A 24,214-nucleotide genomic window follows, 5' to 3' on the forward strand; every position below is an offset into this window, starting at 1 on the left:
ACTCCTGCCTGCCGGTAAGCGGAAGCCGGGGCCGCACTTCTTTACTTGCAGGCTCAACTTCACTTTTCGGGCCCCCTCGCTGACGGGGTTCCCTGCTGGGGGCGTGCCCCTCAGGCGACCGTGGCGCGGCGCCGGCTGGCGTACCAGACCAGGCCCGCGGTGGCCGCCGCGGCGCCTATGGCGGCCACGGCGACGAGGGCCGGCCGCGGCGGCACGGAGAACGCGGGGATGCGCTGCTTGAGCCGGACCGGGCGGTGGAAGTCGAGGATCGGCCAGCCGCGCGCGAGGGCCTCGCGGCGCAGCGCGCGGTCCGGGTTCACGGCGTGGGGATGGCCGACGGACTCCAGCATCGGCACGTCGGTCACCGAGTCGCTGTAGGCGTAGCAGCGGCTGAGGTCGTACCCCTCGGACGCGGCCAGCTCCCTGACGGCCTCGGCCTTCGTGGGGCCGTACGCGTAGTACTCCACCTCGCCGGTGAAGCAGCCGTCGTCGCCGACGACCATGCGGGTCGCCACCACCCGGTCCGCGCCGAGCAGCTCACCGATCGGCTCGACGACTTCCGCGCCGGACGTGGACACGATCACGACGTCGCGGCCGGCGGTGTGGTGCTCCTCGATGAGGGAGGCGGCCTCGTCATAGATGATCGGGTCGATCAGGTCGTGCAGCGTCTCCGCGACGATCTCCTTGACCTGCTGCACGTTCCAGCCGCGGCACAGCGCCGACAGGTAGGCGCGCATGCGTTCCATCTGGTCGTGGTCGGCGCCGCCGGCCAGGAAGACGAACTGGGCATATGCGGTACGCAACACGGCCCTGCGGTTGATCAGACCGCCTTGGTAGAACGACTTGCTGAAGGTGAGCGTGCTCGACTTCGCAATGACCGTCTTGTCCAGGTCAAAGAAGGCCGCTGTGCGGGGCAAGGAGTGGTTTTCCACGCCCTTGAGCATAGGGGCAGCCCATTCGGCGTAAGGTGGGGCGCGTGGGTTTGCCTGAGAGGCCTCTCGGGTACACCATGGAAGTCACGGATCGTTCGCGACCGTGCTAACCCGGCCCGACTCCTCCCCCCCCGAGTCGGCCGTGGGGACGACCCCCGCTCTCCCCCCCGGCGGGGGTCGTCGCATGTCCGGATGGGTTTTCTCCCTCTTCTCGCGGCCTGAGTGCCGCTCTGCGGGCGGCTTCGGCCGCCCCTTCCGTATGCCCATGATCCGTCACTTTGCGTAACTGCCGGGCTGCTCTGTGGATGTCGCGCGGAGGGCCTGCGGGCCTCACCGGTATGGGTGACGGCGATATTCACAACCATCGAGGCGTCCACAGTTTTCCACCAAGATCCACACGATTTCCGGGGGCGCTGCACCGTGATTCCAAGCGCATCCCGCTCGTGGCCGGTTCAGGGCCGGTTCCGATTGCCGGGGGCGTTTGGCCGGTTTCTGTCGGCCGTGCAAAGGGAGGCCGCCTTGCCGGTTCTTCCCGTGCGTGGGAATCGCGGGGCCGCAGCGGTCACGCGAGTCGAGCAGTGAAGGGGGATGGACACCGTGGCCGGAGCCGTCACACACGATCCGCCGCCGGCCGCCGGAGGGCGGCAGGGCGGACCGCTGATCGTCACCGAGGACAGCGAACTCCTCGACGACCTGCTGCGCCTGTGCGCGGCGGCGGGCGCCACACCGGAGGTGCACCACGGGGTGCCCGAGCGCAGAGGACGCTGGGAGGCCGCGCCGCTGGTCCTGGTGGGCGACGACGCCGCGCGCAGGGTCCGCGGGGCCGCGCGCCGCAGGGGCGTCGTCCTGGTCGGACGGGATCAGGACGACTCGGGAGTGTGGCGACGGGCCGTCGAGATCGGCGCCGAGCACGTCCTGATGCTGCCGGACGGCGAGCAGTGGCTGGTCGACCGCATCGCCGACGTGGCCGAAGGCGTCGGCCGGCCCGCTCTCACGGTGGGCGTGATCGGCGGGCGCGGCGGGGCCGGAGCGTCCACGCTCGCCTGCGCCCTCGCCGTCACCTCCGCGCGGGAGGGGCTGCGCACCCTCCTCGTGGACGCCGATCCGCTGGGTGGCGGACTTGACGTACTGCTCGGCGGTGAGGCGGCCGAGGGGCTGCGCTGGCCCGCCTTCGCCTCCTCGCGCGGCCGCGTCGGCGGGGGCGCCCTGGAGGAGTCGCTGCCGGAGCTGCACTCGCTGCGGGTGCTCAGCTGGGACCGCGGTGACCGGATCGCCGTGCCGCCGCAGGCCGTGCGGGCGGTTCTGGCCGCGGCCCGGCGCCGCGGCGGCACGGTCGTGGTGGACCTGCCGCGCCGCGTCGACGACGGGGTCGCCGAGGTGCTCGGCCAGCTCGACATCGGTGTGCTGGTGGTGCCCGCCGAGCTGCGGGCCGTCGCGGCGGCGGGGCGGGTGGCGTCCGCCGTCGGCATGGTCCTGCGGGATCTGCGCGTCGCGGTGCGCGGGCCTTATCCGCCGGGGCTCGACGACCGGGAGGTGGCCCGGCTGCTCGGACTGCCCCTGGCCGGTGAGGTACCGGTCGAGCCGGGCCTGCTGCGGCCCGACCGTGATCCGGCACCGCCGGGCGCCCGCCCGCGCGGTCCGCTGGCCCGCTTCTGCACGGAGTTCTGGGAGCGGGCGCTCGTCGAGGCGGGTGCGGCATGAGCACGCTGGCCGGGCCGGACGGCGCGGAACTGCTCGACGGGGTGCGGCGGTGGCTGGCCGAGAGCGGCGCCGAACCGACCCCCGCGCGCGTGGCGCAGGCCCTGCGGGAGCAGGGCCGGGTGCTCGGGGACGCCGAGGTGCTGGGAGCCGCGACGCGACTGCGGTCCGAACTCGTCGGCAGCGGGCCGCTGGAGCCACTGCTGGCCGATCCGTCGGTGACCGACGTGCTGGTGTCGGCACCGGACCGGGTCTGGGTTGACCGGGGCGGCGGCCTGGAGCTGACGCCCGTGCGGTTCGCCGACGCGGCGGCCGTGCGCCGGCTCGCCCAGCGTCTCGCCGCCGTCGCCGGACGCCGGCTGGACGACGCCCGCCCCTGGGTCGACGCCCGGCTGCCCGACGGGACCCGGCTGCACGCGGTACTGCCGCCGGTGGCGGTGGACTGCGCCTGCCTGGCCCTGCGGGTCGTACGGCCGCGCGCCTTCACGCTGGCGGAACTGGTCGCCGCCGGCACCGTGCCTCCGGGTGGTGACCGCGTGCTGCGCGCCCTGCTCGACGCCCGGCTGTCGTTCCTCGTCAGCGGGGGCACCGGCAGCGGCAAGACGACGCTGCTGAGCGCGTTGCTGGGGCTCGCCGGGCCGCAGGAGCGGATCGTCCTCGCCGAGGACTCGGCGGAGCTGCGGCCGGACCACCCCCATGTCGTGCGGCTGGAGACCAGACCCGCCAACCAGGAGGGCGCGGGCCTGGTCACCCTGGAGGACCTGGTGCGGCAGGCGCTGCGGATGCGGCCCGACCGGCTGGTCGTGGGTGAGGTGCGCGGCCCCGAAGTGGTGCATCTGCTGGCCGCGTTGAACACCGGCCACGAGGGCGGCTGCGGGACGGTGCACGCCAATGCCGCCGCGCAGGTGCCCGCCCGGCTCGAGGCGCTCGGCACGGCCGCCGGGCTCGACCGGGCCGCACTGCACAGCCAGGTGGCGGCGGCCCTCTCCGTGGTCCTGCACCTTGTGCGCGACCGGGTTGGGCGGCGGCGCATCGCCGAGGTGCACGTGCTGGAGCGGGATCCCTCGGGCCTGGTGCGGACGGTGCCGGCGCTGCGCTGGGGAGAGGCGGCCTTCGTCAGGGAACGGGGCTGGGAGCGGCTGCGGGGGCTGCTCCGAGGTGGGGGAAGCGGGCCGTGCGCCGCGGTGGAGACGGAGGGGATGGGTCATGACGGGGACCGCTGAGATGTCCCTGGGCGCGACGGTGGCGTGCATGGGAGCGGCCGTGTGGCTGCTGGGGGAGCGGGACTCGACGGCGCGGCGGGCGCGGCTGCTCCTCGCCGGAGGCGGAACCGCCGGGAGCGGGCCCCCGCTCGGCCGACGGTGGCCGGCCGCATGGCTGCGGACGGCCCGCGGACGGTTGCGGGCCGAGTGGTGGGCGCCGGTGGCCGGGCTCGTGCTGGCGATGCTCGGCTCGTCGGTGCTGCCGCTCGTCCTGGCGGCGGCCGGGGTGCCGGTCCTGCGCAGGGCCCGGCTGGCCGGCCGGGCGCGGCGGGACCGGGAGGTCCGGGCCGACGCGGTGATCACCCTGTGCGGGGCGCTGGCCGGGGAGGTACGGGCGGGGCGCCAGCCGGGTGAGGCACTGCTCAGGGCCGCGCGGGACGGCGAGGGCCTCGCGGACGCGCGGGCGACGGTCCTGGCGGCGGCGCGGTTCGGGGGCGACGTGCCCGAGGCGCTAGCCACGGCGGCACGGCAACCGGGTGCCGAAGGGCTGCGGGGACTCGCGGCGTGCTGGCGGGTCGCCGTGGACCAGGGCGCCGGGCTCGCGGCGGGACTCGACCGGCTGGCCGCCGCGTTGCGCGCGGAACGGGACCAACGCTCCGACCTGCGGGCCCAGTTGGCGGGTGCCAGGGCCACGGCGGTGCTGCTCGCCGGGCTGCCCGTCCTCGGCCTCCTCATCGGCACCACTCTGGGCGCCGATCCCCTCCACGTCCTGCTCCACACCCCGGCGGGCCTGGGCTGCCTGCTCGCCGGGGGTGCGCTGGAGGCCCTGGGCGTGTGGTGGGTGCTGCGGATCGTACGAGGGGCGGAGGAGGCGGTATGAGCGCGGACGTCGTCCACAGGCTGGGGGTGACCGTGGGGTTTGCGGCGGTGGGGATCGTGCTCGGCGTCGGGTGGGGCGTGCGGTGGCTGGCACAGGCGCGGCGCCGGCGAAGACTGCGGCGGCGCCTGGCGGGACTGTCCGCCCCGGAGACCGCCGCTCCTTCCCCGCGCCTCGCCCTGAGCCGGACGGCGCGCACCTGGCTGCCTCCCATGGGTGTGGCCTGCGCCGGATGGGCACTGGTCGGTGGCCTCGCCGGTGTCGCCGTGGGAGTGGCCGGGGCGTTGGGGATCTGGCGGTGGCGGCTGCGGCAGGAGGCGGCGGCCGGGGCGGGCACGGGCGCTCCCGACCTCGCCGAGGCGGCACGGCAGTTGCCCCTCGCCGCCGACCTGCTGGCCGCCTGCATCGCGGCGGGTGCCGGCCCTGTGGTCGCGGCCCAGGCGGTCGGTGAGGCCCTGGGCGGGCCGGTCGGCGACGCCCTGGCCCGTGGCGCGGCGGAGGTGCGGCTGGGTGGTGAACCGGGTTCGGCCTGGCGGAGGTTGGCCGCCATCCCGGGAGCCGGCGGGCTGGCGCGGCTGCTCGAGCGGGCCGACGTGTCGGGGCTGCCCGCTGCCGCTCCGGTCGCACGGCTCGCCGCCGAGGCCCGTGCCGACTGGGGCCGGGCCGCGACGACCAGGGCCCGCAAGGCCGGGGTGATGGTGAGCGCGCCGGTCGGGCTGTGCTTCCTGCCCGCGTTCATCGCGGTCGGGGTGCTGCCCGTGGTGATCGGGCTGGCGGGCGGGGTGCTCGGAGGGGGTGGTGGCTAGACGCGCACGGATCGGAGCGGGCGAGCGACGCAGGCGAGCACATGGCTCAGGCGAGGACATGGCTCAGGCAAGGACATGACTCAGCCGAGGACATGGCGCAGGCGAGCACTGCGCGGCCAGGCACATGACGAAACGACGAGCGACGGAAGCAAGTAATCGGCGCCCGACCGAAGTTCGGGCTCCTTCTCTCACGGGGGTTGTGATGGTTCAGATGGTGCGGGCACGACTGCGTGCCCTGGTGCACGGGATGCGTACGGCCCGGCGCGACGCGGGGATGGTCACCTCGGAGTACGCCACGGGCATCGTGGCGGCGGTGGCGTTCGCGGTGGTGCTCTACAAGGTCGTCACGAGCGGGGCGGTCAGCTCCGAGCTGCAGAGCATCGTGAAGGAAGCCCTCAATGCGCGGATGTGAGCGGCACGGGGACCGGGGGTTCGTGACGGCCGAGTCGGCCGTGGTGCTGCCTGTGCTGGTGATGTTCGCGATGGCCCTGGTGTGGGGGCTGCTGGTCGTGGCCGCGCAGATCCAGTGCGTGGACGCGGCGCGGACGGGCGCGCGTGCGGCGGCCCGGCAGGATCCGCCCGGCGCGGTGGTGCGACTGGCCCGTGAGGCGGCGCCGCCCGGCGCGCGGGTGACCGTGAGCCGGGACGCGGAGCACGTGCGGGTGGTTGTGGTGGCCGAGCCGCCGGTGCTGCGCGGGCTGTCGTTCGCCGTGCGCGAGGAGGCCGTGGCGTCGGTGGAGGAGGCGGTGGGCACATGAGACACCCCTGGCGGGTCTCTCCGGGCCCGGCCTCCTCCGGCCGGGGCTCCTCCGGCCGGGTCTCCTCCGGCCCGGGCCGCCCGGGCCAGGGCTCCCCGGATCGGGGGTCGGTCACCGACCGGGGGTCGGCCACCGTCTGGAGTGTGGGGGCGATCGCCGTCCTGTGCGTGGTGTTCGGTGTCGTACTGGCGCTGGGACAGGCCGTCGTGGTGCGGCACCGTGCGGCGGGCGGGGCGGACCTCGCGGCGCTGGCGGCGGCCGACCACTGGGCCGAGGGCGGTACGGCGGCCTGTGCCCGGGCCGGCCGGGTGGCCCGGGCACAGGGCGTGCGGCTGGTGCGGTGCGAGGTCGCCGGGCAGATCTCGGACGTGACGGCGGCCTCGGGGCGGGGCCCCTTCACGGCGGAGGTCAGGGCGAGGGCGGGTCCTCCGGCGTCGCCCCTGGGCCTCCCGTCGGCTGCCCCGCCGCGTCCCCGGCCGGCTCCTTCTCCTCCGGGGCTCCCTCCAGCAACACCGTGAGGAGACGCACCGCGCCCCTCTTGTGCAGCGGGTCGTTGCCGTTGCCGCACTTGGGAGACTGGATGCAGGACGGGCAGCCGGCGTCGCACTCGCAGGAGGCGATGGCCTGGCGGGTCGCGGTCAGCCAGGCGCGGGCGGTGTGGAAGGCGCGCTCCGCGAAGCCCGCGCCCCCGGGATGGCCGTCGTAGACGAAGACGGTGGGCAGGAGCGTGTCGGGGTGGAGCGGGATCGACACACCGCCGATGTCCCAGCGGTCGCAGGTCGCGAAGAGGGGCAGCAGGCCGATGGACGCGTGCTCGGCGGCGTGCAGGGAGCCGCCGAGGATCTCCGGACCGATCCGGGCCCGGTCCAGCTGGTCCTCGGTGACGGTCCACCACACCGCGCGGGTGCGCAGCGTCCGGGGAGGCAGGTCGAGCTTCGTCTCGCCGAGGACCTCTCCGGTGATGAGCCGGCGACGGAGGAAGGAGACGACCTGGTTGGTGACTTCGACGGAACCGAAGCACAGACGGCCGTCGCCCCAGGGGATCTCGGTGTCGGTCTCCAGGACGGAGATGGACGTCGTGTCGCGGGCCACCGTGGAGTACGGCGGGGAGGCCTCCTCGACGAGGGCCACGGAGTCCTCCAGATCCAGGGAGCGCACCAGATAGGTGCGGCCCTGGTGGAGGTGGACGGCCCCCTCGTGCACCGTCGAGTGCGCGGCGCCCGCGTCGACCGTGCCGAGCAGCCGGCCCGTGCCGGACTCGACGACCTGGACCGGGCGCCCGCCCTCACCGCGGATGTCGGTCAGGTCGGCGGCGCGCTCGCGGCGGGTCCAGTGCCAGGCCTTGGTACGGCGGCGCAGCAGCTTCGCCGCCTCCAGCTGGGGCAGCAGGTTCTCGCTGGCGGGGCCGAACAGGTCGAGATCCTCGTCCGTGAGCGGCAGCTCGGCGGCGGCGGCGCACAGGTGCGGGGCCAGCACGTAGGGGTTGTCCGGGTCCAGGACGGTGGACTCGACGGGCTGGTCGAACAGGGCCTCGGGATGGTGGACGAGGAAGGTGTCCAGCGGGTCGTCCCGGGCGACCAGGACGGCCAGGGCGCCCTGCCCGGCCCGCCCGGCACGGCCGGCCTGCTGCCACATGGAGGCACGCGTGCCCGGATAGCCGGCGATGACGACCGCGTCGAGGCCGGAGATGTCGATGCCGAGTTCGAGGGCGTTCGTCGCGGCGAGGCCCAGGAGTTCACCCGAATGGAGGGCGCGTTCGAGCGCGCGGCGCTCTTCGGGGAGATAGCCGCCCCGGTACGCCGCGACACGCCGGGCCAGGGACCGGTCGACCTCGGCCAGCCGTTCCTGGGAGATGACCGAGATCAGCTCGGCGCCACGCCGGGAGCGGACGAACGCGACCGAACGCACGCACTGCACGGTGAGGTCGGTCAGCAGGTCGGCGGCTTCGGCGGTGGCGGTGCGGCGGACGGGGGCGCCCTTCTCGCCGTGCAGCTCCGTCAGCGGCGGTTCCCAGAGGGCGAACACCAGTTCACCGCGCGGTGAGGCGTCGTCGGCCACCTCCACGACCGGCAGGCCGGTGAGGCGGCGGGCGGCCACCGCGGGCTCGGCGGCGGTCGCCGAGGCCAGCAGGAACACGGGCGATGCGCCGTAGCGGGCACACAGGCGGCGCAGCCGGCGCAGCACCTGGGCGACGTGGGAGCCGAAGACGCCGCGATAGGTGTGGCACTCGTCGATGACGACGTACCTCAGCGACTTCAGGAAGGAGGACCAGCGGGGGTGGGACGGCAGGATGCCGCGGTGCAGCATGTCCGGATTGGTCAGCACGTAGTTGGCGTACTGGCGGATCCACTCACGTTCCTCGAACGGAGTGTCGCCGTCGTACACGGCGGCGCGCACCGAATGGCCCAAAGGATGTGAAAGTTCCTTCACCGAGCGGCACTGGTCCGCCGCGAGGGCCTTGGTCGGGGCCAGGTACAGGGTGGTCGCGCCGCGGCCGTTCGGGGCCTCGGCGCCGTCCAGGAGGGTCGACAGGACGGGCACGAGGTAGGCCAGGGACTTGCCGGAGGCCGTGCCGGTGGCGACGACGACCGAGTCCCCGTCCAGGGCGTGCTCGGCCGCGCTCGCCTGGTGGGCCCAGGGATGCTCGATCCCCGCGGCCTGCACGGCGGCGACGACCTCGGCGCGGATCCGGTCCGGCCAGACGGCATGGCGACCCGCGCGCGGGGGCAAGTGCTCCGTATGAGTAATGCGCGAAGCCCTGCCGGGACCGGACGCGAGCCGGTCCAGGACCGCGCCCGGTGCGGGCCGGGGAGCGGGGCCCGTCGGGGTTCGATCGGATCGGTGATTCTTGGCCATCGGCACCGAGTGTGTCACTGGCGTGACGGACAATGGGGCCAAGGCGTCGTGCACGCCTGCCGGTAAGTGATTGAATGCCATCGCGGCTGGCGAAGCGTCCAAGGGCTGAAGCCGAGATGCCCGAAGGGCGACCGCTCGATAGCAAGGTGCTGGAGGATCCGTGGACCTGTCCCTGTCGACCGAGACCATGGGCGATCGCACGATCGTCAGGGTCGGTGGCGAAATCGACGTATATACCGCGCCCAAGCTGCGCGAGCAGTTGGTCGAGCTGGTGAACGACGGCAGTTTCCACCTTGTCGTCGACATGGAGGGCGTGGACTTCCTCGACTCCACCGGGCTCGGCGTGCTGGTCGGCGGCCTGAAGCGTGTGCGAGCCCATGAGGGCTCCCTGCGCCTGGTCTGCAACCAGGAGCGCATTCTGAAGATCTTCCGCATCACCGGCCTCACCAAGGTGTTCCCGATCCACACCTCGGTGGAGGAAGCGGTGGCGGCCACCGACTGAGACCGGACCCGGGCCCCGCGCCCGGGCCGGCCGCAGTGCGGCACGAGTTCGGCAGAAGAAGACCGAGGGGGCCCGGGCTTTCGGCGGCCCGGAGCCCCTCGACAGCACGCCCGTAGTTGCGAGGGGGATGCATGGCCACCGTTGAGCTCCGCTTCAGCGCGCTGCCCGAGCATGTCAGGACCGCCCGGCTGGTGGCGGCGGCGGTGGCGCGCAGGGCCGGAGTGGACGAGGCCGTCCTCGACGAGGTCAGGCTCGCGGTCGGCGAGGCCTGCACCCGGGCCGTCGGACTGCACCAGACGGGCGGGATCTCCGCGCCGGTGAAGGTGCTGCTGATCGAGGAGGAGAAGCAGTTCTCCATCGAGGTCGGCGACGAGGCCCCGCACGCGGTGCCCGGTGAGCGTGCCGGCGACGCCGACGCGGAGGCGGAGGAGGACGAGATGGGCCTCGCCGTCATCAGCGGCCTCGTCGACGACGTCGAGGTCAGCGCGGGGGAGCACGGCGGGTCGATCAAGATGACCTGGCCGACCACACCCCCGCCGACCATCCTGGCCTGAACCGGCCACCGCGCACCCCGTTCCGACCCGAAGGGCCCCACTCGTGGGGCCCTTCGGCATGTGCGGCTGTCAGTGCTCGCCTTTACAGTGGTTCCTGTGCCGTTCATCGCGTGAATTCGTTCACGATCATTCGCATGCTCCACGGTCGCGCAGGAATGCTTTCAGGGCATTACTTCAGCAGGCTAATTCCGTTTATCGCGCTCTGTTTTGATCAGGTTCCGGTACCTACAATCCCGTCCACATCTTGAGCTCAGCCCAAGCGTCAAGGAGGACGAATGGCGGGGCTTTCTCTCTCACCACAATCGGGCCGTCCCACCGACCTCGCAGCCGCCGTACTGACCGATGGCAACCGCGTCCTCGTCGTGGTCGTCGCCGTCGTGGCGCTGGCGGCGCTGGCGGTCGCGGGGGTCCTGGTACGCCAGGTACTCGCGGCCGGCGAGGGCACGGACAGCATGAAGAAGATCGCGGCAGCGGTCCAGGAAGGCGCGAACGCCTATCTGGCACGCCAGCTGCGCACGCTCGGCGTATTCGCTGTGGTCGTGTTCTTCCTGCTGATGCTGCTGCCCGCGGACGACTGGAATCAGCGGGCCGGACGATCGGTGTTCTTCCTGATCGGAGCGGCGTTCTCGGCGGCCACCGGCTATATCGGCATGTGGCTCGCCGTGCGCAGCAATGTGCGGGTCGCCGCCGCGGCGCGCGAGGCCACTCCCGCGCAAGGAGAACCGGAAAAAGACCTGACCGCCGTCTCGCACAAAGCGATGAAGATCGCATTTCGCACGGGCGGCGTGGTCGGCATGTTCACGGTGGGCCTGGGCCTGCTGGGCGCGGCCTGCGTGGTGCTGGTCTACGCGGCCGACGCGCCGAAGGTGCTGGAGGGCTTCGGCCTCGGTGCCGCCCTGATCGCCATGTTCATGAGGGTCGGCGGCGGCATCTTCACCAAGGCCGCCGACGTCGGCGCCGACCTGGTCGGCAAGGTCGAGCAGGGCATTCCGGAGGACGATCCGCGCAATGCCGCGACCATCGCCGACAACGTGGGCGACAACGTCGGCGACTGTGCGGGCATGGCGGCCGACCTCTTCGAGTCGTACGCCGTGACGCTGGTGGCCGCACTGATCCTGGGTTCGGCGGCCTTCGGCGACGCGGGGCTCGGCTTCCCGCTGCTGGTGCCCGCCATCGGTGTGATCACGGCGATGATCGGCATCTTCGCGGTGGCGCCCCGGCGCGCCGACCGCAGCGGGATGAGCGCCATCAACCGCGGGTTCTTCATCTCCGCGGTGATCTCGCTGGTGCTGGTGGCGGTGGCCGTCTTCGTCTACCTGCCGGGGAAGTACTCGGAGCTGGACGGCGTCACCGACGCCGCGATCCAGGGCAAGGACGGCGACCCGCGGATCCTCGCGCTGGTCGCGGTGGCCATCGGCATCGTGCTGGCCGCCCTGATCCAGCAGCTGACGGGCTACTTCACGGAGACGACCCGCCGGCCCGTGCGGGACATCGGCAAGACCTCGCTCACCGGTCCGGCCACCGTCGTCCTCGCCGGTATCTCCGTGGGGCTCGAATCGGCTGTCTACACGGCCCTGTTGATCGGCCTCGGCGTCTACGGGGCGTTCCTGCTGGGCGGCACGTCGATCATGCTGGCGCTGTTCGCGGTGGCCCTGGCCGGCACCGGCCTGCTCACCACGGTCGGTGTGATCGTCGCGATGGACACCTTCGGGCCGGTCTCCGACAACGCGCAGGGCATCGCTGAGATGTCCGGCGACGTCGAGGGCGCGGGCGCGCAGGTGCTCACCAACCTCGACGCGGTCGGCAACACCACCAAGGCGATCACCAAGGGCATCGCGATCGCCACGGCCGTGCTCGCGGCGGCGGCGCTGTTCGGGTCGTACCGCGACGCGATCATCACCGGGGCGCGGGACGTGGGCGAGAAGCTCAGCGGCGAGGGCGCGCCGATGAGTCTGATGATGGACATCTCGCAGCCCAACAACCTGGTGGGTCTCATCGCGGGCGCGGCGGTCGTCTTCCTCTTCTCCGGGCTGGCGATCAACGCCGTGTCGCGTTCGGCGGGTTCCGTGGTCTTCGAGGTGCGGCGGCAGTTCCGCGAGAAGCCCGGGATCATGGACTACAGCGAGAAACCGGAGTACGGCAAGGTCGTCGACATCTGCACCAAGGACGCGCTGCGCGAGCTCGCCACCCCGGGCCTGCTGGCCGTGATGGCGCCCATCTTCATCGGGTTCACGCTCGGTGTGGGTCCGCTGGGCGCGTTCCTGGCGGGCGCGATCGGCGCGGGCACGCTGATGGCGGTGTTCCTCGCCAACTCCGGTGGCGCCTGGGACAACGCCAAGAAACTCGTCGAGGACGGCCACCACGGCGGCAAGGGCAGCGAGGCGCACGCGGCGACCGTGATCGGCGACACCGTCGGCGACCCGTTCAAGGACACCGCCGGCCCCGCGATCAACCCGCTGCTGAAGGTCATGAACCTGGTCTCGCTGCTCATCGCGCCCGCGGTGATCAAGTTCTCCTACGGCCCGGACAAGAGCGTGGGCGTGCGGATCCTCATCGCGGTGCTCGCGTTCCTCGTGATCGTCGGGGCGGTGTATGTGTCAAAGCGGCGCGGAATCGCCGTGGGTGACGAAGGCAACGCCGAGCCGGAGCCCAAGTCGGCCGATCCGGCGGTGGTTTCGTAGGGAGGTTTGAGGAGCCCCAGCTCAAGGTGCGGGCGGGCGGTGCGCGTTGGCGCGTCGCCCGCCCGCACCGTCTGGGAGGACGATCATGCGTGAGCCTTCTCTCTCTTGGTGCAAAAGGTTACAAAACGGTCTTAATGGACCCTCGGCGTGCGGTTGCCGTGCATCCGGCGTGTAAGTTCCGGGGCCGAGAGCCACGGAAGGGACCAAACCGGTGAACAAGAAGCTCGCGGCCGCACTGTCCGGCGGTGCGGTACTGGTACTGGCGCTGTCGGGCTGCGGCGGCGACGACGGCAACGAGAAGCTGGACTCCTGGGCCAAGCAGGTCTGCGACGCGGTGCAGCCGCAGGCGAAGAAGATCGAGTCCGCCAATGCCGCGATCCAGAAGGAGACCTCGGACAACAGCACGCCCGAGGAGGTCCAGAAGACGGACGCGCAGGCCTTCCAGGACATGTCGGACGCCTACAAGGCGATCGGGTCCGCGGTGAACAAGGCCGGGGCGCCGGACGTCGAGAACGGCGAGAAGAAGCAGCAGGACGCGGTCAAGGAGCTCAACTCGATCTCCGCGTCGTACGCCTCCCTGAAGAAGCAGGTCGACGGGCTCGACACGAAGGACCAGGGCAAGTTCGCCGACGGCCTCAAGGACATCGCCACCGAGCTCGACAAGCTGAGCAAGAGCGGCAACGACGCCCTGCGGAACCTGGAGGAGGGTGAGGTCGGCCAGGCGATGGCCCGGCAGTCGAGCTGCAAGGCCGCCACCGCCTCGGCGGGCGCGACGCAGAGCTGATCCGCGGGGCGGGTCCCGCGTCGCACTCGCTGTGCCCCGTTGGCGCCGGGTCGGCGAACGAGGTTGCGGCCGCGCACGGAGCGAGGGGGCACCGGGCCGGACCGGTTTCCGGAGCCGGGCGCTTAGCGGGGCCCGGCCCCCGGCCGCAGCCCAAGCCGGGCCGTGTCTGGAGCCGGCCCGTGTCCCGAGCCGGGCCGTGCGTGGAGCCGGGCTGGGTGCGGGGCCCGGCCGCAGCCCGAGCCCGGGCGTGCGTGGAGCCGGGCCGCAGCCCGAGCCCGGGCGTGCGTGGAGCCAGGCCGCAGCCCGAGCCCGGCCGCAGCCCGAGTCCGGCCGTGCGTGGAGCCGGGCCGATCCCGAGTCCGGCCGTACAAGCGCCCCCCGCTCCACCTCGCCTCGCCCCGCTTCGCCGCGACCCGCCCCGGCAGGGGCCCCGCTTGGGCAGGTGCGATGCCGCCCCCGGCCGCCACAATGGGGGCGTGAGTAACGCCAGCCAGTCACCCCTGCCCCCGCTGCCCGCCTCCGACCGCCCCGACGTCGCCGCCCGGCTGCGGGACGCCCTGCTCGCGGCCTCCTTCACCGCCGACGGCCTGCTCGAACTGCTCGGCGCCCCCGCGTACGCGGCACTCGCCCGGAGCGAGACCGTGCCCGCCCTCCGGGCCACCCGCGGGGACACGCCGCTGGAACTGCTCGTCCGGCTGTTCCTGCTGCAGCAGCCCGTGCCGCACGCGCGCGTGGCGGACGTCCTGCCCGTCGAGGCGTGCCTGGAGAGCGGCTGGCTCGCCCGTTCCGGCGGGGACGAACTCGCCGCCACGGTGGACGTCCGGCCCTACGGAGGGCCCGACGGCGAGGACTGGTTCATCGTGTCGGACCTCGGCTGCGCGGTCGGCGGCGCCGGTGGGATCGGCCGGCGGGACGAGGGAGTCGTCCTGGGAGTCGGCGGCGCCTCCACGACCCTCGCCGGGATCACCGTCCGCACGCCCGTCGCCGCCGCGCTCGACCTCGGCACCGGCTCGGGCATCCAGGCCCTGCACGCCGCCCGGCACGCCACGCGCGTGACCGCGACCGACCTCAACCCGCGCGCCCTGGACATCACCGCCCTCACGCTGGCGCTGTCCGGCGCCCCGGCCGCCGATCTGCGCGAGGGCTCCCTCTTCGCACCGGTCCGGGACGACGAGCGGTACGACCTGATCGTCTCCAACCCGCCGTTCGTGATCTCGCCCGGTGCCCGGCTCACCTACCGCGACGGCGGGATGGGCGGGGACGATCTGTGCCGCACGCTCGTTCAGGAGGCGGGGGAGCGGCTGAACGAGGGCGGGTTCGCGCAGTTCCTCGCCAACTGGCAGCACGTGGAAGGGGAGGACTGGCAGGACAGGCTCAGGTCGTGGGTGCCCCGCGGCTGCGACGCGTGGATCGTGCAGCGCGAGGTGCAGGACGTGAACCAGTACGCCGAGCTGTGGCTGCGGGACGCGGGCGACCACCGCGAGGACGTGGCGGAGTACCAGGCGCGGTACGACGCGTGGCTCGACGAGTTCGAGGCGCGCAAGGTGAAGGCCGTCGGCTTCGGCTGGATCACCCTGCGCAGGACCGGCGCCGCCGTGCCCTCGGTCACGGTGGAGGAATGGCCGCATCCGGTCGAGCAGCCGCTCGGTGAGACGATCCGCGACCACTTCGACCGGCTCGACCACCTGCGCGAGCACGACGACGCCGCGCTGCTGGAGGCGCACTTCCGGCTGGCCGCCGAGGTCGTGCAGGAACAGGTCGGGCTGCCCGGGGCGGAGGACCCCGAGCACGTCGTGCTGCGCCAGAACCGCGGCATGCGCCGGGCCACCCGGGTCGACACGGTCGGCGCGGGCTTCGCGGGCGTGTGCGACGGCAGCATGAGCGCGGGCCGCATCCTCGACGCCATCGCGCAGCTGATCGGCGAGGACCCGGTGCTGCTGCGCGACCGCACCCCGGCGCAGATCCGGATGCTGGTGGAGCAGGGGTTCCTGGTGCCGGTGCGATAAAGAGGTGCAGGAGGTGGCCAGCCATAAGGGGTGCATGAGCTGGCGGGAGGGGTGTGAGGGGCGCGAGAGGTGCGGACGGGATCCGTCCGCCTCGGAGAACCGGTTCCCCTCCGCCCGGCCGCCGGGGCCGGCCAATAATTTCGAGTCGATTTGGACACCTCGCCCGGAACAGGCCGGGAAGGGCCGGACGCCCCCGCTCCGCAGCCGTGTCGTCCCGGCGTTCACCTCCGGTTCGTCTCCCCGCCGCCCGCGCGTGTCAGCCTCCCGTGGCTGGGACCGGTCGGACGGGAGAGAAGGGCCACGGCGAGCCATGGAGAGCGAACCGGCGATCTTCGCGGGAACGGTGTTCTCCCTGTTCGGAGGGGGATTGCTGGCCTGGACCGTGACGCGCGTGCACCGGCGGCTGCCCGTCGCCCAGGGAGTGAGTCCGGCCGCCTCGGCGACCGTCGCGAGCGTCGTCGCGATGCTCGCGGTGGCGGCCGGGGCGTGGTGCTTCACCCGGCTGTGAGCCCCGTCCGGCCACGGTGCCCGCGGGTGACCGGGAGGTCGCACTCCGCACAGGGCCGGGCCGGGGGAGGGCGGTCCGGGCGGCAGGAACGGTGGTAGTCGGGTTACCGTTCGAGTGGCCGTTGCGGGCTTTTCCCGTTTGACACGGGGGCGGGCTGTACCGTCACACTCCGCAGCGTCAGCACGTACCCAGCCCCGGTGAGCGACTCCGGGGAGGCCCCAGCGTCGACCGGAGAGAAGAGCGAAGTTGTCCCCGACCAGCGAGACCGCGAAGGGCGGCCGCCGACTCGTCATCGTCGAGTCGCCTGCCAAGGCGAAGACGATCAAGGGCTATCTCGGCCCCGGATACACCGTCGAGGCGAGCGTCGGGCACATCCGCGACCTTCCCAACGGCGCCGCCGAGGTGCCCGAGAAGTACACCGGCGAGGTGCGCCGCCTCGGTGTGGACGTCGAACACGACTTCCAGCCGATCTATGTGGTCAACGCCGACAAGAAGGCCCAGGTCAAGAAGCTCAAGGACCTGCTGAAGGAGTCCGACGAGCTCTTCCTCGCCACCGATGAGGACCGCGAGGGCGAGGCCATCGCCTGGCACCTCCAGGAGGTGCTCAAGCCCAAGGTCCCGGTCAAGCGGATGGTCTTCCACGAGATCACCAAGGCCGCGATCCAGGCCGCCGTGGCCAACCCGCGCCAGCTCAACCAGAAGCTCGTCGACGCCCAGGAGACCCGCCGCATCCTCGACCGCCTCTACGGCTACGAGGTCTCGCCGGTCCTGTGGAAGAAGGTCATGCCGCGGCTGTCCGCGGGCCGTGTCCAGTCCGTCGCCACCCGTCTCGTCGTCGAGCGGGAACGCGAGCGCATCGCCTTTCGTTCGGCTGAGTACTGGGACCTGACGGGCACCTTCGCGACCGGCCGCGCCGGAGACCCGTCGGACCCGTCGTCGCTGGTCGCGCGCCTGCAGACCGTCGACGGCAGGCGGGTCGCGCAGGGCCGTGACTTCGACTCCCTGGGACAACTGAAGAGCGCGAACACCCTCCACCTCGACGAGGCGAACGCCCGCGCCCTCGCCGCCGCCCTGGAGCAGACGCGGTTCGCCGTCCGCTCGGTCGAGTCCAAGCCCTACCGCCGCTCGCCGTACGCCCCGTTCCGTACGACGACGCTGCAGCAGGAGGCCAGCCGCAAGCTCGGCTTCGGCGCGAAGGCCACCATGCAGGTCGCGCAGAAGCTGTACGAGAACGGCTACATCACGTACATGCGTACGGACTCCACGACCCTGAGCGACACGGCGGTCGCCGCCGCCCGCGCCCAGGTCACGCAGCTGTACGGCGCCGACTACCTGCCGCCGCAGCCGAGGACGTACGCCGGGAAGGTCAAGAACGCGCAGGAGGCCCACGAGGCGATCCGCCCCTCGGGTGATCGTTTCCGCACTCCCGCCGAGACCGGACTGACCGGCGACCAGTTCAAGCTCTACGAGCTGATCTGGAAGCGGACCGTCGCCTCCCAGATGAAGGACGCCACCGGCAACAGCGTCACGGTGAAGATCGGCGGCACCGCCTCCGACGGCCGGGACGTCGAGTTCAGCGCGTCCGGCAAGACGATCACCTTCCACGGCTTCCTCAAGGCCTACGTCGAAGGCGCCGACGACCCGAACGCCGAGCTGGACGACCGTGAGCGCCGGCTGCCCCAGGTCTCCGAGGGCGACCCGCTGAGCGCCGAGGAGATCACGGTCGACGGGCACGCCACCAAGCCCCCGGCCCGCTACACCGAGGCCTCCCTGGTCAAGGAGCTGGAAGAGCGCGAGATCGGCCGCCCGTCGACGTACGCGTCGATCATCGGCACGATCCTGGACCGCGGGTACGTGTTCAAGAAGGGCACGGCCCTCGTGCCGTCCTTCCTGTCCTTCGCCGTGGTCAACCTCCTGGAGAAGCACTTCGGGCGGCTCGTCGACTACGACTTCACCGCCAAGATGGAGGACGACCTCGACCGCATCGCCCGCGGCGAGGCCCAGTCCGTGCCGTGGCTGAAGCGGTTCTACTTCGGCGAGGGCACGGTCGCCGGCGCCGCCGCCGACGCGGGCAACGGCGACGGGGACCACCTCGGCGGCCTCAAGGAACTGGTCACCGACCTCGGCGCGATCGACGCCCGCGAGGTGTCCTCGTTCCCCGTGGGCAACGACATCGTGCTGCGCGTCGGGCGCTACGGCCCCTACATCGAGCGCGGCGAGAAGGACACCGAGCAGCACCAGCGCGCCGACATCCCGGACGACCTCGCCCCGGACGAGCTGTCCGTGGAGCTGGCCGAGGAACTGCTGGCCAAGCCCAGCGGCGACTTCGAGCTGGGCACGGACCCGGCCACCGGCCACACGATCGTCGCCAAGGACGGCCGCTACGGCCCGTACGTGACGGAGATCCTCCCCGAGGGCACCCCGAAGACCGGCAAGAACGCGGTCAAGCCGCGCACGGCGTCCCTGTTCAAGTCGATGTCCCTGGACACCGTCACCCTCGACGACGCCCTGAAGCTGATGTCGCTGCCGCGCGTCGTCGGCACGGACGCCGAGGGCCAGGAGATCACCGCGCAGAACGGCCGTTATGGCCCGTACCTGAAGAAGGGGACGGACTCGCGCTCGCTGCAGTCGGAGGATCAGCTCTTCACGATCACGCTGGAGGAGGCGCTGGCGATCTACGCCCAGCCCAAGCAGCGTGGCCGGGCCGCGGCCAAGCCGCCGCTGAAGGAGCTGGGCACCGACCCGGTCAGCGAGAAGCCTGTCGTCGTCAAGGACGGCCGCTTCGGTCCGTACGTCACCGACGGGGAGACCAACGCGACCCTGCGCTCCGGCGACAGCGTCGAGACGATCACCCCTGAGCGCGGCTACGAGCTGCTCGCCGAGAAGCGCGCCAAGAGCCCGGCGAAGAAGACCGCCAAGAAGGCGGCCAAGAAGGCCCCGGCGAAGAAGACGACGACGGCGAAGAAGACGACGGCCAAGAAGACCGCGGCGAAGAAGACCACGACCGCGAAGAAGGCCACGACGGCGAAGAAGACGACCGCCAAGACGACGGCCGCCAAGACGGCGACCGCCGTGAAGTCTGTGGAGGACTGAGGCCGTTCGAAACCGGGACCGGCCCTGGCGGGGCGGGTCCCGGTCTTCGCCCGGGGTTCGGAACGCGAACGCCCTGACAACACTTCGGTGTCAGGGCGTGCGCATGCCAGACCGGGCGCTCCAGGGTGTCGGTGGCTGCCGATAGGCTGAACGCATGACGCGAGCCGAGCATCCAACGGCCCCTCAGCCGGCCCCTGACGACGCCCTGGTCGCGGACTCCCGCGAGCGTGCCGTCCGTGCCCTGCTGCGCCGCCCGCAGCTGAAGCGGTTGTGGAGCGCACAGCTCGTGAGCGGCGTGGGGGACACCCTCGCCCTTCTCGTGCTGGTGCTCCTCGCCCTGCAGGCGGCTGTCGCCGAGGGCTCCTTCGGCGGCGGCTACCGGGGCGTGGCGTTCGCAGTGGCGACCGTTTTCGGCGTGCGCGTCCTCGCGACGCTGCTCTTCGGCGCGGTCCTCCTCGGCCCGCTCACGGCGCTCACCGCGCAGGACGGCCCGCTCGACCGCCGCTGGACCATGGTCGGCGCGGACGGTCTGCGCGCCGCCCTGCTCATCGTCGCGCCCTTGTGGATCGACTGGACGCCGGAGGACGCGTCGGCCGTTCTCCTGGTGACGGCCTTCGTCACCGGTGTCGCCGAGCGGTTCTGGACGGTGTGCCGGGAGAGCGCGGCCCCCGCGCTGCTGCCCGCCCCGCCCCCCGAGGGCGCGACGGTCCGGCCGCTGCCCGACCACATGGACGCCCTGCGCCGGCTCTCGCTGCGCACCGGCTTCGTGGCGATTCCGCTCGCGGCCGTGGTGCTCGTCGTCGCGGCCCTGTTCAACAACCTGCTGGGCGCCGGCATCGCGTGGTTCGCCCAGCACCAGGCGGCCCTCGCCTCCTACGTCGCGGCCGGCCTGTTCGCCGCGTCCCTGTCCGTGCTGACCTTCCTGGAGCTGCCCGCCACGCGCACCCCCCGCGCGCGGTCCCCGCTCGAAGGCCTGCGCCGCCCCAGGACCGGCACCGGCACCGACAAGGGCCGCACGGGCGCGACTCCGCTGCTGGTCCTGGCCTGCGCGGCCGTCGCCGCCGCGGTGTCCGCCGCCGTCGCCGTGGCCGTGCTGCACGCGAAGGACCTCGGCGGCGGCCCGGTGCTGTACGGGCTGTTCGTGGGCGCGCTGACCGGCGGTGTCGTCGTCGGCATCCGCACGGCGCCCGCGCTGCTGCCCGCCCTGTCCCGCCGCCGGATGCTCGCCCTGGCCATCGCCTTCACCGGCCTCGCGCTGCTGGCCGGCGGGCTGGTCCCGGACGTCACCACGGTGCTGCTGATCCTCGCCCTGTCCGGCGTCGGCGCGGGCATGGCCGCCAACATCGGGCACACCCTGCTCGACCAGGAGACCGAGGAGTACCGGCGGCCCCGGACGACGGAGCACCTGCACGCGGTCGTCCGCGTCTGCGTCGCGCTCGCCGCGGTGATCGCCCCGCTGGTGGCGGCGGGCATCGGGCCGCACCGGCTGGAGAGCGGCAAGTTCGTCTTCGCGCACGGCGGCGCGGCGTTCACGCTGATGCTGGCCGGAGCGCTGCTGCTGCCCGTCGCGGTGCTGGTGCTGGCCAAGGTCGACGACCGTTCCGGCGTGCCGCTGCGCCAGGACCTGAAGGACGCCCTCCTCGGCGGCGACGACCCGGAGCAGACGCCCGGCGGGACCGGCTTCTTCATCGCCCTGGAGGGCGGCGACGGCGCCGGCAAGTCCACGCAGGCCGAGGCGCTCGCCGAGTGGATCCGCGCCAAGGGCCACGAGGTCGTGCTCACGCGCGAGCCGGGGGCGACGCCGGTGGGCAAGCGGCTGCGGTCGATCCTGCTCGACGTGTCCAGCGCGGGTCTGTCGCACCGCGCGGAGGCCCTGCTGTACGCGGCCGACCGGGCCGAGCACATCGACACCGTCGTACGGCCCGCCCTGGAGCGCGGAGCGGTCGTCATCTCCGACCGGTACATCGACTCCTCCGTGGCCTACCAGGGGGCGGGCCGCGACCTGTCACCGACCGAGATCGCCCGCATCAACCGATGGGCGACGGACGGACTCGTGCCGCATCTGACCGTGCTGCTGGACGTCGCGCCGGAGACGGCGCGGGAGCGGTTCACCGAGGCGCCCGACCGGCTGGAGTCGGAGCCCGCCGAGTTCCACGCGCGCGTGCGGGCCGGTTTCCTCACCCTGGCCGCGGCCGACGCCGGGCGGTACCTGGTGGTGGACGCGGGGCAGGAGCCCGAGGCCGTCACGACCGTCATCCGCCACCGGCTCGACCAGGTGCTGCCGCTGTCCGAGGCCGAGATCCGGGCCCGGGAGGAGGCCCGCAGGAAGGCCGAGGAGGAGGCCCGCCGCAAGGCCGAGGAGGAGGCCGCCCGCAAGGCCGAGGAGGAGCGCCTGGAGCGTGAGCGCCAGGAGCAGCTGGCCAAGCTGCGCGCCGAGGAGGAGGAGCGCAAGCGCCGCGAGCTGGAGGAGGCGCAGCGCCGCGAGGCCGAACGGCAGGCGGAGGAGGCCCGGCGCCGGGCCGAGGAAGCGCGCAGGAAGGCCGAGGAGGAGCGGGCCCGTCTGCTCGCGGAGGAGAAGGCCCGCGCCGAGGAGGAGGCCCGCCGCAGGGCCGAGGAGGAGCGGCGCCGCAGGCAGGCCGAGGAGGAGGCCCGGCTGCGGGCCGAGGCCGAGGCGCTGCGCCTGGAGAAGCAGCGCAAGGCCGAGGAGGCGCTGCTGCGGGCCGAGGAGGCGCGCCGGCTCGCGGAGGCCGCGGCGGCCGCGGCCGAGGCCGGGCCGAAGATCTCCATGTCCAAGAGCCCGGCCCCGGAGCGGCCCACCGGCCCGTCGGCGGGACAGGACGCGGCGACCGTGCCGACGCCGGTGGTGACGCCGGGCGGCTCGTCGGACGACACGACCGTGCTGCGTCCCGTGCGGGACGAGGAGCGGCGTTCGGGCCGTGCCTCCGGTGAGACCGACGCCGAGGTGACCGCCGAGCTGCCGCTGCCGCCGGCCCCGCCGGCGGCCGGTGAGGAGACGGAGGTGCTGCCGCCGGTTCCCGCGCGGACCGGGGACGAGCCCCGGGTGTCCTCCGGCGCGTCGGACGAGACGGCGGTGCTGCCGCCGGTCCGGCCGGCGGACGCGGAGGAGACGGCGGTGCTGCCGCCCGTCCGGCCCGGTGACGCCGAGGAGACGGCCGTACTGCCCCCCGTACGCGGGGACGGACCGGCCGACCGCGTGCCGCCCGGCTACTTCCGGGACGACGCCCCGGCCGCCCGGCCAGACGGGAGGGAAGACCGTACGCGGGAGCTGCCCCAGGTCGACGCCGAGGGAACGCCGCGCCGCCGGTCCGACTGGGCCGAGGAGACCCCGCTGGACGACCTGCCGTCGCTGGCGGACGAGCTGCTCGGGCCGCACGACGAGCCCGACGAGGGGCGGGGGCGAAAGGGGAGGGGCGGCCGGGGCCGCTGAGGTCTGACGGCCGGGGCCGCCAGTGTCCGTCGGCCGGAGTCGCCGAGGCATGGCGGTCCGGAGCCGGACGAGGGCGGAAAGACGAGGGCGGAGAAGGGGGCGCGGACCGACCCGGTCCGGGCCCCCTTCGCACGCGCCTCCGTCCGGCACGCGCCCCCGGCCGGCCGCCCCGTGGGCCCCACCCCGTCCGGGAATGTCAGTGCCCACCCCCACAATGGATCCCGCAAGGCATACGTGACGGAAGGCGGCGTGACCCATGACCGTGTGGGACGACCTCGTCGGGCAGCAGAGGGTGAGCGAGCAGCTGGCGGCCGCCGCCCGGGACGCCGACGCACTGGTCACCGCGGCCGCCGCCGACGCCCCGCCGCCCGAGGCGTCGAAGATGACGCACGCGTGGCTGTTCACGGGCCCGCCCGGTGCCGGGCGCAACCAGGCGGCGCGGGCGTTCGCCGCGGCCCTCCAGTGCGTCAGCCCCGACCGCGCGCTCGGCGGGGCCCCGGGCTGCGGCTTCTGCGACGGCTGCCACACGGCCCTGGTGGGCACGCACGCCGACGTCACGACCGTCGCAGCCGTCGGCACGCAGATCCTCGCCGACGACATGCGCGACACGGTCCGCAAGTCGTTCACTTCCCCGGCGAACGGCCGCTGGCAGATCATCCTCGTCGAGGACGCCGAGCGGCTGAACGAGAAGTCCGCCAACGCCGTCCTGAAGGCCGTGGAGGAACCCGCCCCGCGGACGGTCTGGATGCTGTGCGCGCCCTCCGTCGAGGACGTCCTGCCGACCATCCGCTCCCGCTGCCGGCACCTCAACCTGAGCACGCCGTCGGTCGACGCCGTCGCCGACATGCTGGTGCGCCGGGAGGGCGTCGAGCCGGCCGTCGCCGCCGCGGCGGCCCGCGCGACCCAGGGCCATGTCGACCGGGCGCGCCGCCTCGCCACCGACCCGGCCGCGCGGGAGCGCCGCGCCGCCGTGCTGCGCCTGCCGCTGCGCGTCGAGGAGGTGGGCGGTGCGCTCCGGGCCGCCCAGGAGCTGGTCGACGCGGCCGCCGAGGACGCCAAGCAGCTGGCGGAGGAGGTCGACGGCAAGGAGACCGAGGAGCTGAAGGCCGCCCTCGGCGCGGCCCAGGGCGGCCGCATGCCGCGCGGCACGGCCGGCGTGATGAAGGACCTGGAGGACAAGCAGAAGCGCCGCCGGACGCGCACGCAGCGCGACAGCCTCGATCTCGCCCTGACCGACCTGACGGCCTTCTACCGTGACGTCCTCGCCCTCCAGCTCGGCTCCCGCGTGGCCATCGCGAACGCGGACGCGGAGGAGGCGCTGGACCGGCTCGCCCGCAGCAGCTCCCCCGAGGCCACGCTCCGCCGCATCGAGGCGATCGCCGCCTGCCGCGACGCCCTCGACCGCAACGTGGCGCCGCTGCTGGCGGTGGAGGCGATGACGATGGCGCTCAGAGCGGGCTGAGGACCGGGCCCGCGTCCGCCGGCGTCCGGAGCGTGGCCGGGTCGGGG

Annotated in this window: 18 protein-coding genes; 16 read left to right on the plus strand and 2 right to left on the minus strand. The window is 73.3% G+C overall.

Annotation, left to right across the window (positions count from 1 at the left end; genetic code table 11):
- Nucleotides 1-110: 110 nt before the first annotated feature.
- Nucleotides 111-944 (minus strand): HAD family hydrolase, encoded by an 834-nt coding sequence (locus tag ACF07N_RS17305; RefSeq protein WP_383334536.1) that lies wholly within the window; start codon nt 942-944, stop codon nt 111-113.
- A gap of 576 nt (nt 945-1,520) precedes the next feature.
- On the opposite strand from ACF07N_RS17305, the gene ssd reads away from it, so the two are divergent.
- The 7 genes from ssd to ACF07N_RS17340 all read left to right on the plus strand — a co-directional run bounded on the left by ssd (nt 1,521) and on the right by ACF07N_RS17340 (nt 6,791).
- Entirely contained in the window at nt 1,521-2,633 is a 1,113-nt protein-coding gene (gene ssd, locus ACF07N_RS17310; RefSeq protein ID WP_392113427.1) for a septum site-determining protein Ssd, read from the plus strand.
- On the plus strand, nt 2,630-3,853 hold the full coding sequence (locus ACF07N_RS17315) for a TadA family conjugal transfer-associated ATPase (RefSeq protein WP_392113430.1): 1,224 nt from the start codon (nt 2,630-2,632) through the stop codon (nt 3,851-3,853). The genes ssd and ACF07N_RS17315 overlap by 4 nt, the downstream gene beginning before the upstream one ends.
- Nucleotides 3,837-4,712 (plus strand): type II secretion system F family protein, encoded by an 876-nt coding sequence (locus ACF07N_RS17320; protein ID WP_392113433.1) that lies wholly within the window; start codon nt 3,837-3,839, stop codon nt 4,710-4,712. The genes ACF07N_RS17315 and ACF07N_RS17320 overlap by 17 nt, the downstream gene beginning before the upstream one ends.
- On the plus strand, nt 4,709-5,515 hold the full coding sequence (locus ACF07N_RS17325) for a type II secretion system F family protein (protein ID WP_392113437.1): 807 nt from the start codon (nt 4,709-4,711) through the stop codon (nt 5,513-5,515). Before ACF07N_RS17320 ends, ACF07N_RS17325 begins: the two co-directional genes overlap by 4 nt.
- 202 nt (nt 5,516-5,717) lie before the next feature.
- The gene (locus tag ACF07N_RS17330) at nt 5,718-5,927 is read left to right on the plus strand and encodes a DUF4244 domain-containing protein (protein ID WP_392113440.1); all 210 of its coding nucleotides are present in this window, start codon (nt 5,718-5,720) and stop codon (nt 5,925-5,927) included.
- On the plus strand, nt 5,914-6,273 hold the full coding sequence (locus ACF07N_RS17335) for a TadE family type IV pilus minor pilin (RefSeq protein ID WP_383334524.1): 360 nt from the start codon (nt 5,914-5,916) through the stop codon (nt 6,271-6,273). Before ACF07N_RS17330 ends, ACF07N_RS17335 begins: the two co-directional genes overlap by 14 nt.
- 143 nt (nt 6,274-6,416) lie before the next feature.
- Nucleotides 6,417-6,791 carry an Rv3654c family TadE-like protein gene (locus ACF07N_RS17340; RefSeq protein WP_392113665.1) on the plus strand — a complete coding sequence of 125 codons (375 nt, stop codon included), beginning with the start codon at nt 6,417-6,419 and terminating at the stop codon, nt 6,789-6,791.
- On the opposite strand, the gene ACF07N_RS17345 is transcribed toward ACF07N_RS17340, so the two are convergent.
- Nucleotides 6,682-9,210 carry a DEAD/DEAH box helicase gene (locus ACF07N_RS17345; RefSeq protein ID WP_392113444.1) on the minus strand — a complete coding sequence of 843 codons (2,529 nt, stop codon included), beginning with the start codon at nt 9,208-9,210 and terminating at the stop codon, nt 6,682-6,684. The genes ACF07N_RS17340 and ACF07N_RS17345 overlap by 110 nt on opposite strands.
- Before the next feature lie 79 nt (nt 9,211-9,289).
- Between ACF07N_RS17345 and bldG the strand changes: the two genes are divergently transcribed.
- The 9 genes from bldG (at nt 9,290) to ACF07N_RS17390 (ending at nt 24,167) form a co-directional block, all read left to right on the plus strand.
- The gene (bldG, locus tag ACF07N_RS17350; protein WP_003991900.1) at nt 9,290-9,631 is read left to right on the plus strand and encodes an anti-sigma factor antagonist BldG; all 342 of its coding nucleotides are present in this window, start codon (nt 9,290-9,292) and stop codon (nt 9,629-9,631) included.
- 131 nt (nt 9,632-9,762) lie between these two features.
- Complete coding sequence (locus ACF07N_RS17355) at nt 9,763-10,185, plus strand: ATP-binding protein (protein ID WP_383334519.1); 423 nt, start codon at nt 9,763-9,765, stop codon at nt 10,183-10,185.
- 275 nt (nt 10,186-10,460) lie between these two features.
- Nucleotides 10,461-12,866: a sodium-translocating pyrophosphatase gene (locus tag ACF07N_RS17360; protein WP_392113448.1), complete on the plus strand. Its 2,406-nt coding sequence runs from the start codon at nt 10,461-10,463 to the stop codon at nt 12,864-12,866.
- Nucleotides 12,867-13,077: 211 nt separating this feature from the next.
- Nucleotides 13,078-13,650: a small secreted protein gene (locus ACF07N_RS17365; RefSeq protein ID WP_383334515.1), complete on the plus strand. Its 573-nt coding sequence runs from the start codon at nt 13,078-13,080 to the stop codon at nt 13,648-13,650.
- 476 nt (nt 13,651-14,126) lie between these two features.
- A complete protein-coding gene (locus tag ACF07N_RS17370) occupies nt 14,127-15,656 on the plus strand; it encodes a methyltransferase (RefSeq protein WP_383334513.1) in 1,530 nt (509 codons plus the stop codon).
- A 310-nt stretch (nt 15,657-15,966) separates the two neighbouring features.
- Entirely contained in the window at nt 15,967-16,164 is a 198-nt protein-coding gene (locus tag ACF07N_RS17375; protein WP_383582354.1) for a hypothetical protein, read from the plus strand.
- 246 nt (nt 16,165-16,410) lie between these two features.
- The gene (topA, locus tag ACF07N_RS17380) at nt 16,411-19,257 is read left to right on the plus strand and encodes a type I DNA topoisomerase (protein ID WP_383341021.1); all 2,847 of its coding nucleotides are present in this window, start codon (nt 16,411-16,413) and stop codon (nt 19,255-19,257) included.
- Between the two features lie 154 nt (nt 19,258-19,411).
- Complete coding sequence (gene tmk, locus ACF07N_RS17385; RefSeq protein WP_392113453.1) at nt 19,412-22,705, plus strand: dTMP kinase; 3,294 nt, start codon at nt 19,412-19,414, stop codon at nt 22,703-22,705.
- A gap of 256 nt (nt 22,706-22,961) precedes the next feature.
- Entirely contained in the window at nt 22,962-24,167 is a 1,206-nt protein-coding gene (locus ACF07N_RS17390) for a DNA polymerase III subunit delta' (protein ID WP_392113456.1), read from the plus strand.
- Nucleotides 24,168-24,214 lie beyond the last annotated feature (47 nt).

Origin of the sequence: Streptomyces sp. NPDC015242 (assembly GCF_043079125.1) — a bacterium.
In the GTDB taxonomy this organism is placed as follows: Bacteria; Actinomycetota; Actinomycetes; order Streptomycetales; family Streptomycetaceae; genus Streptomyces.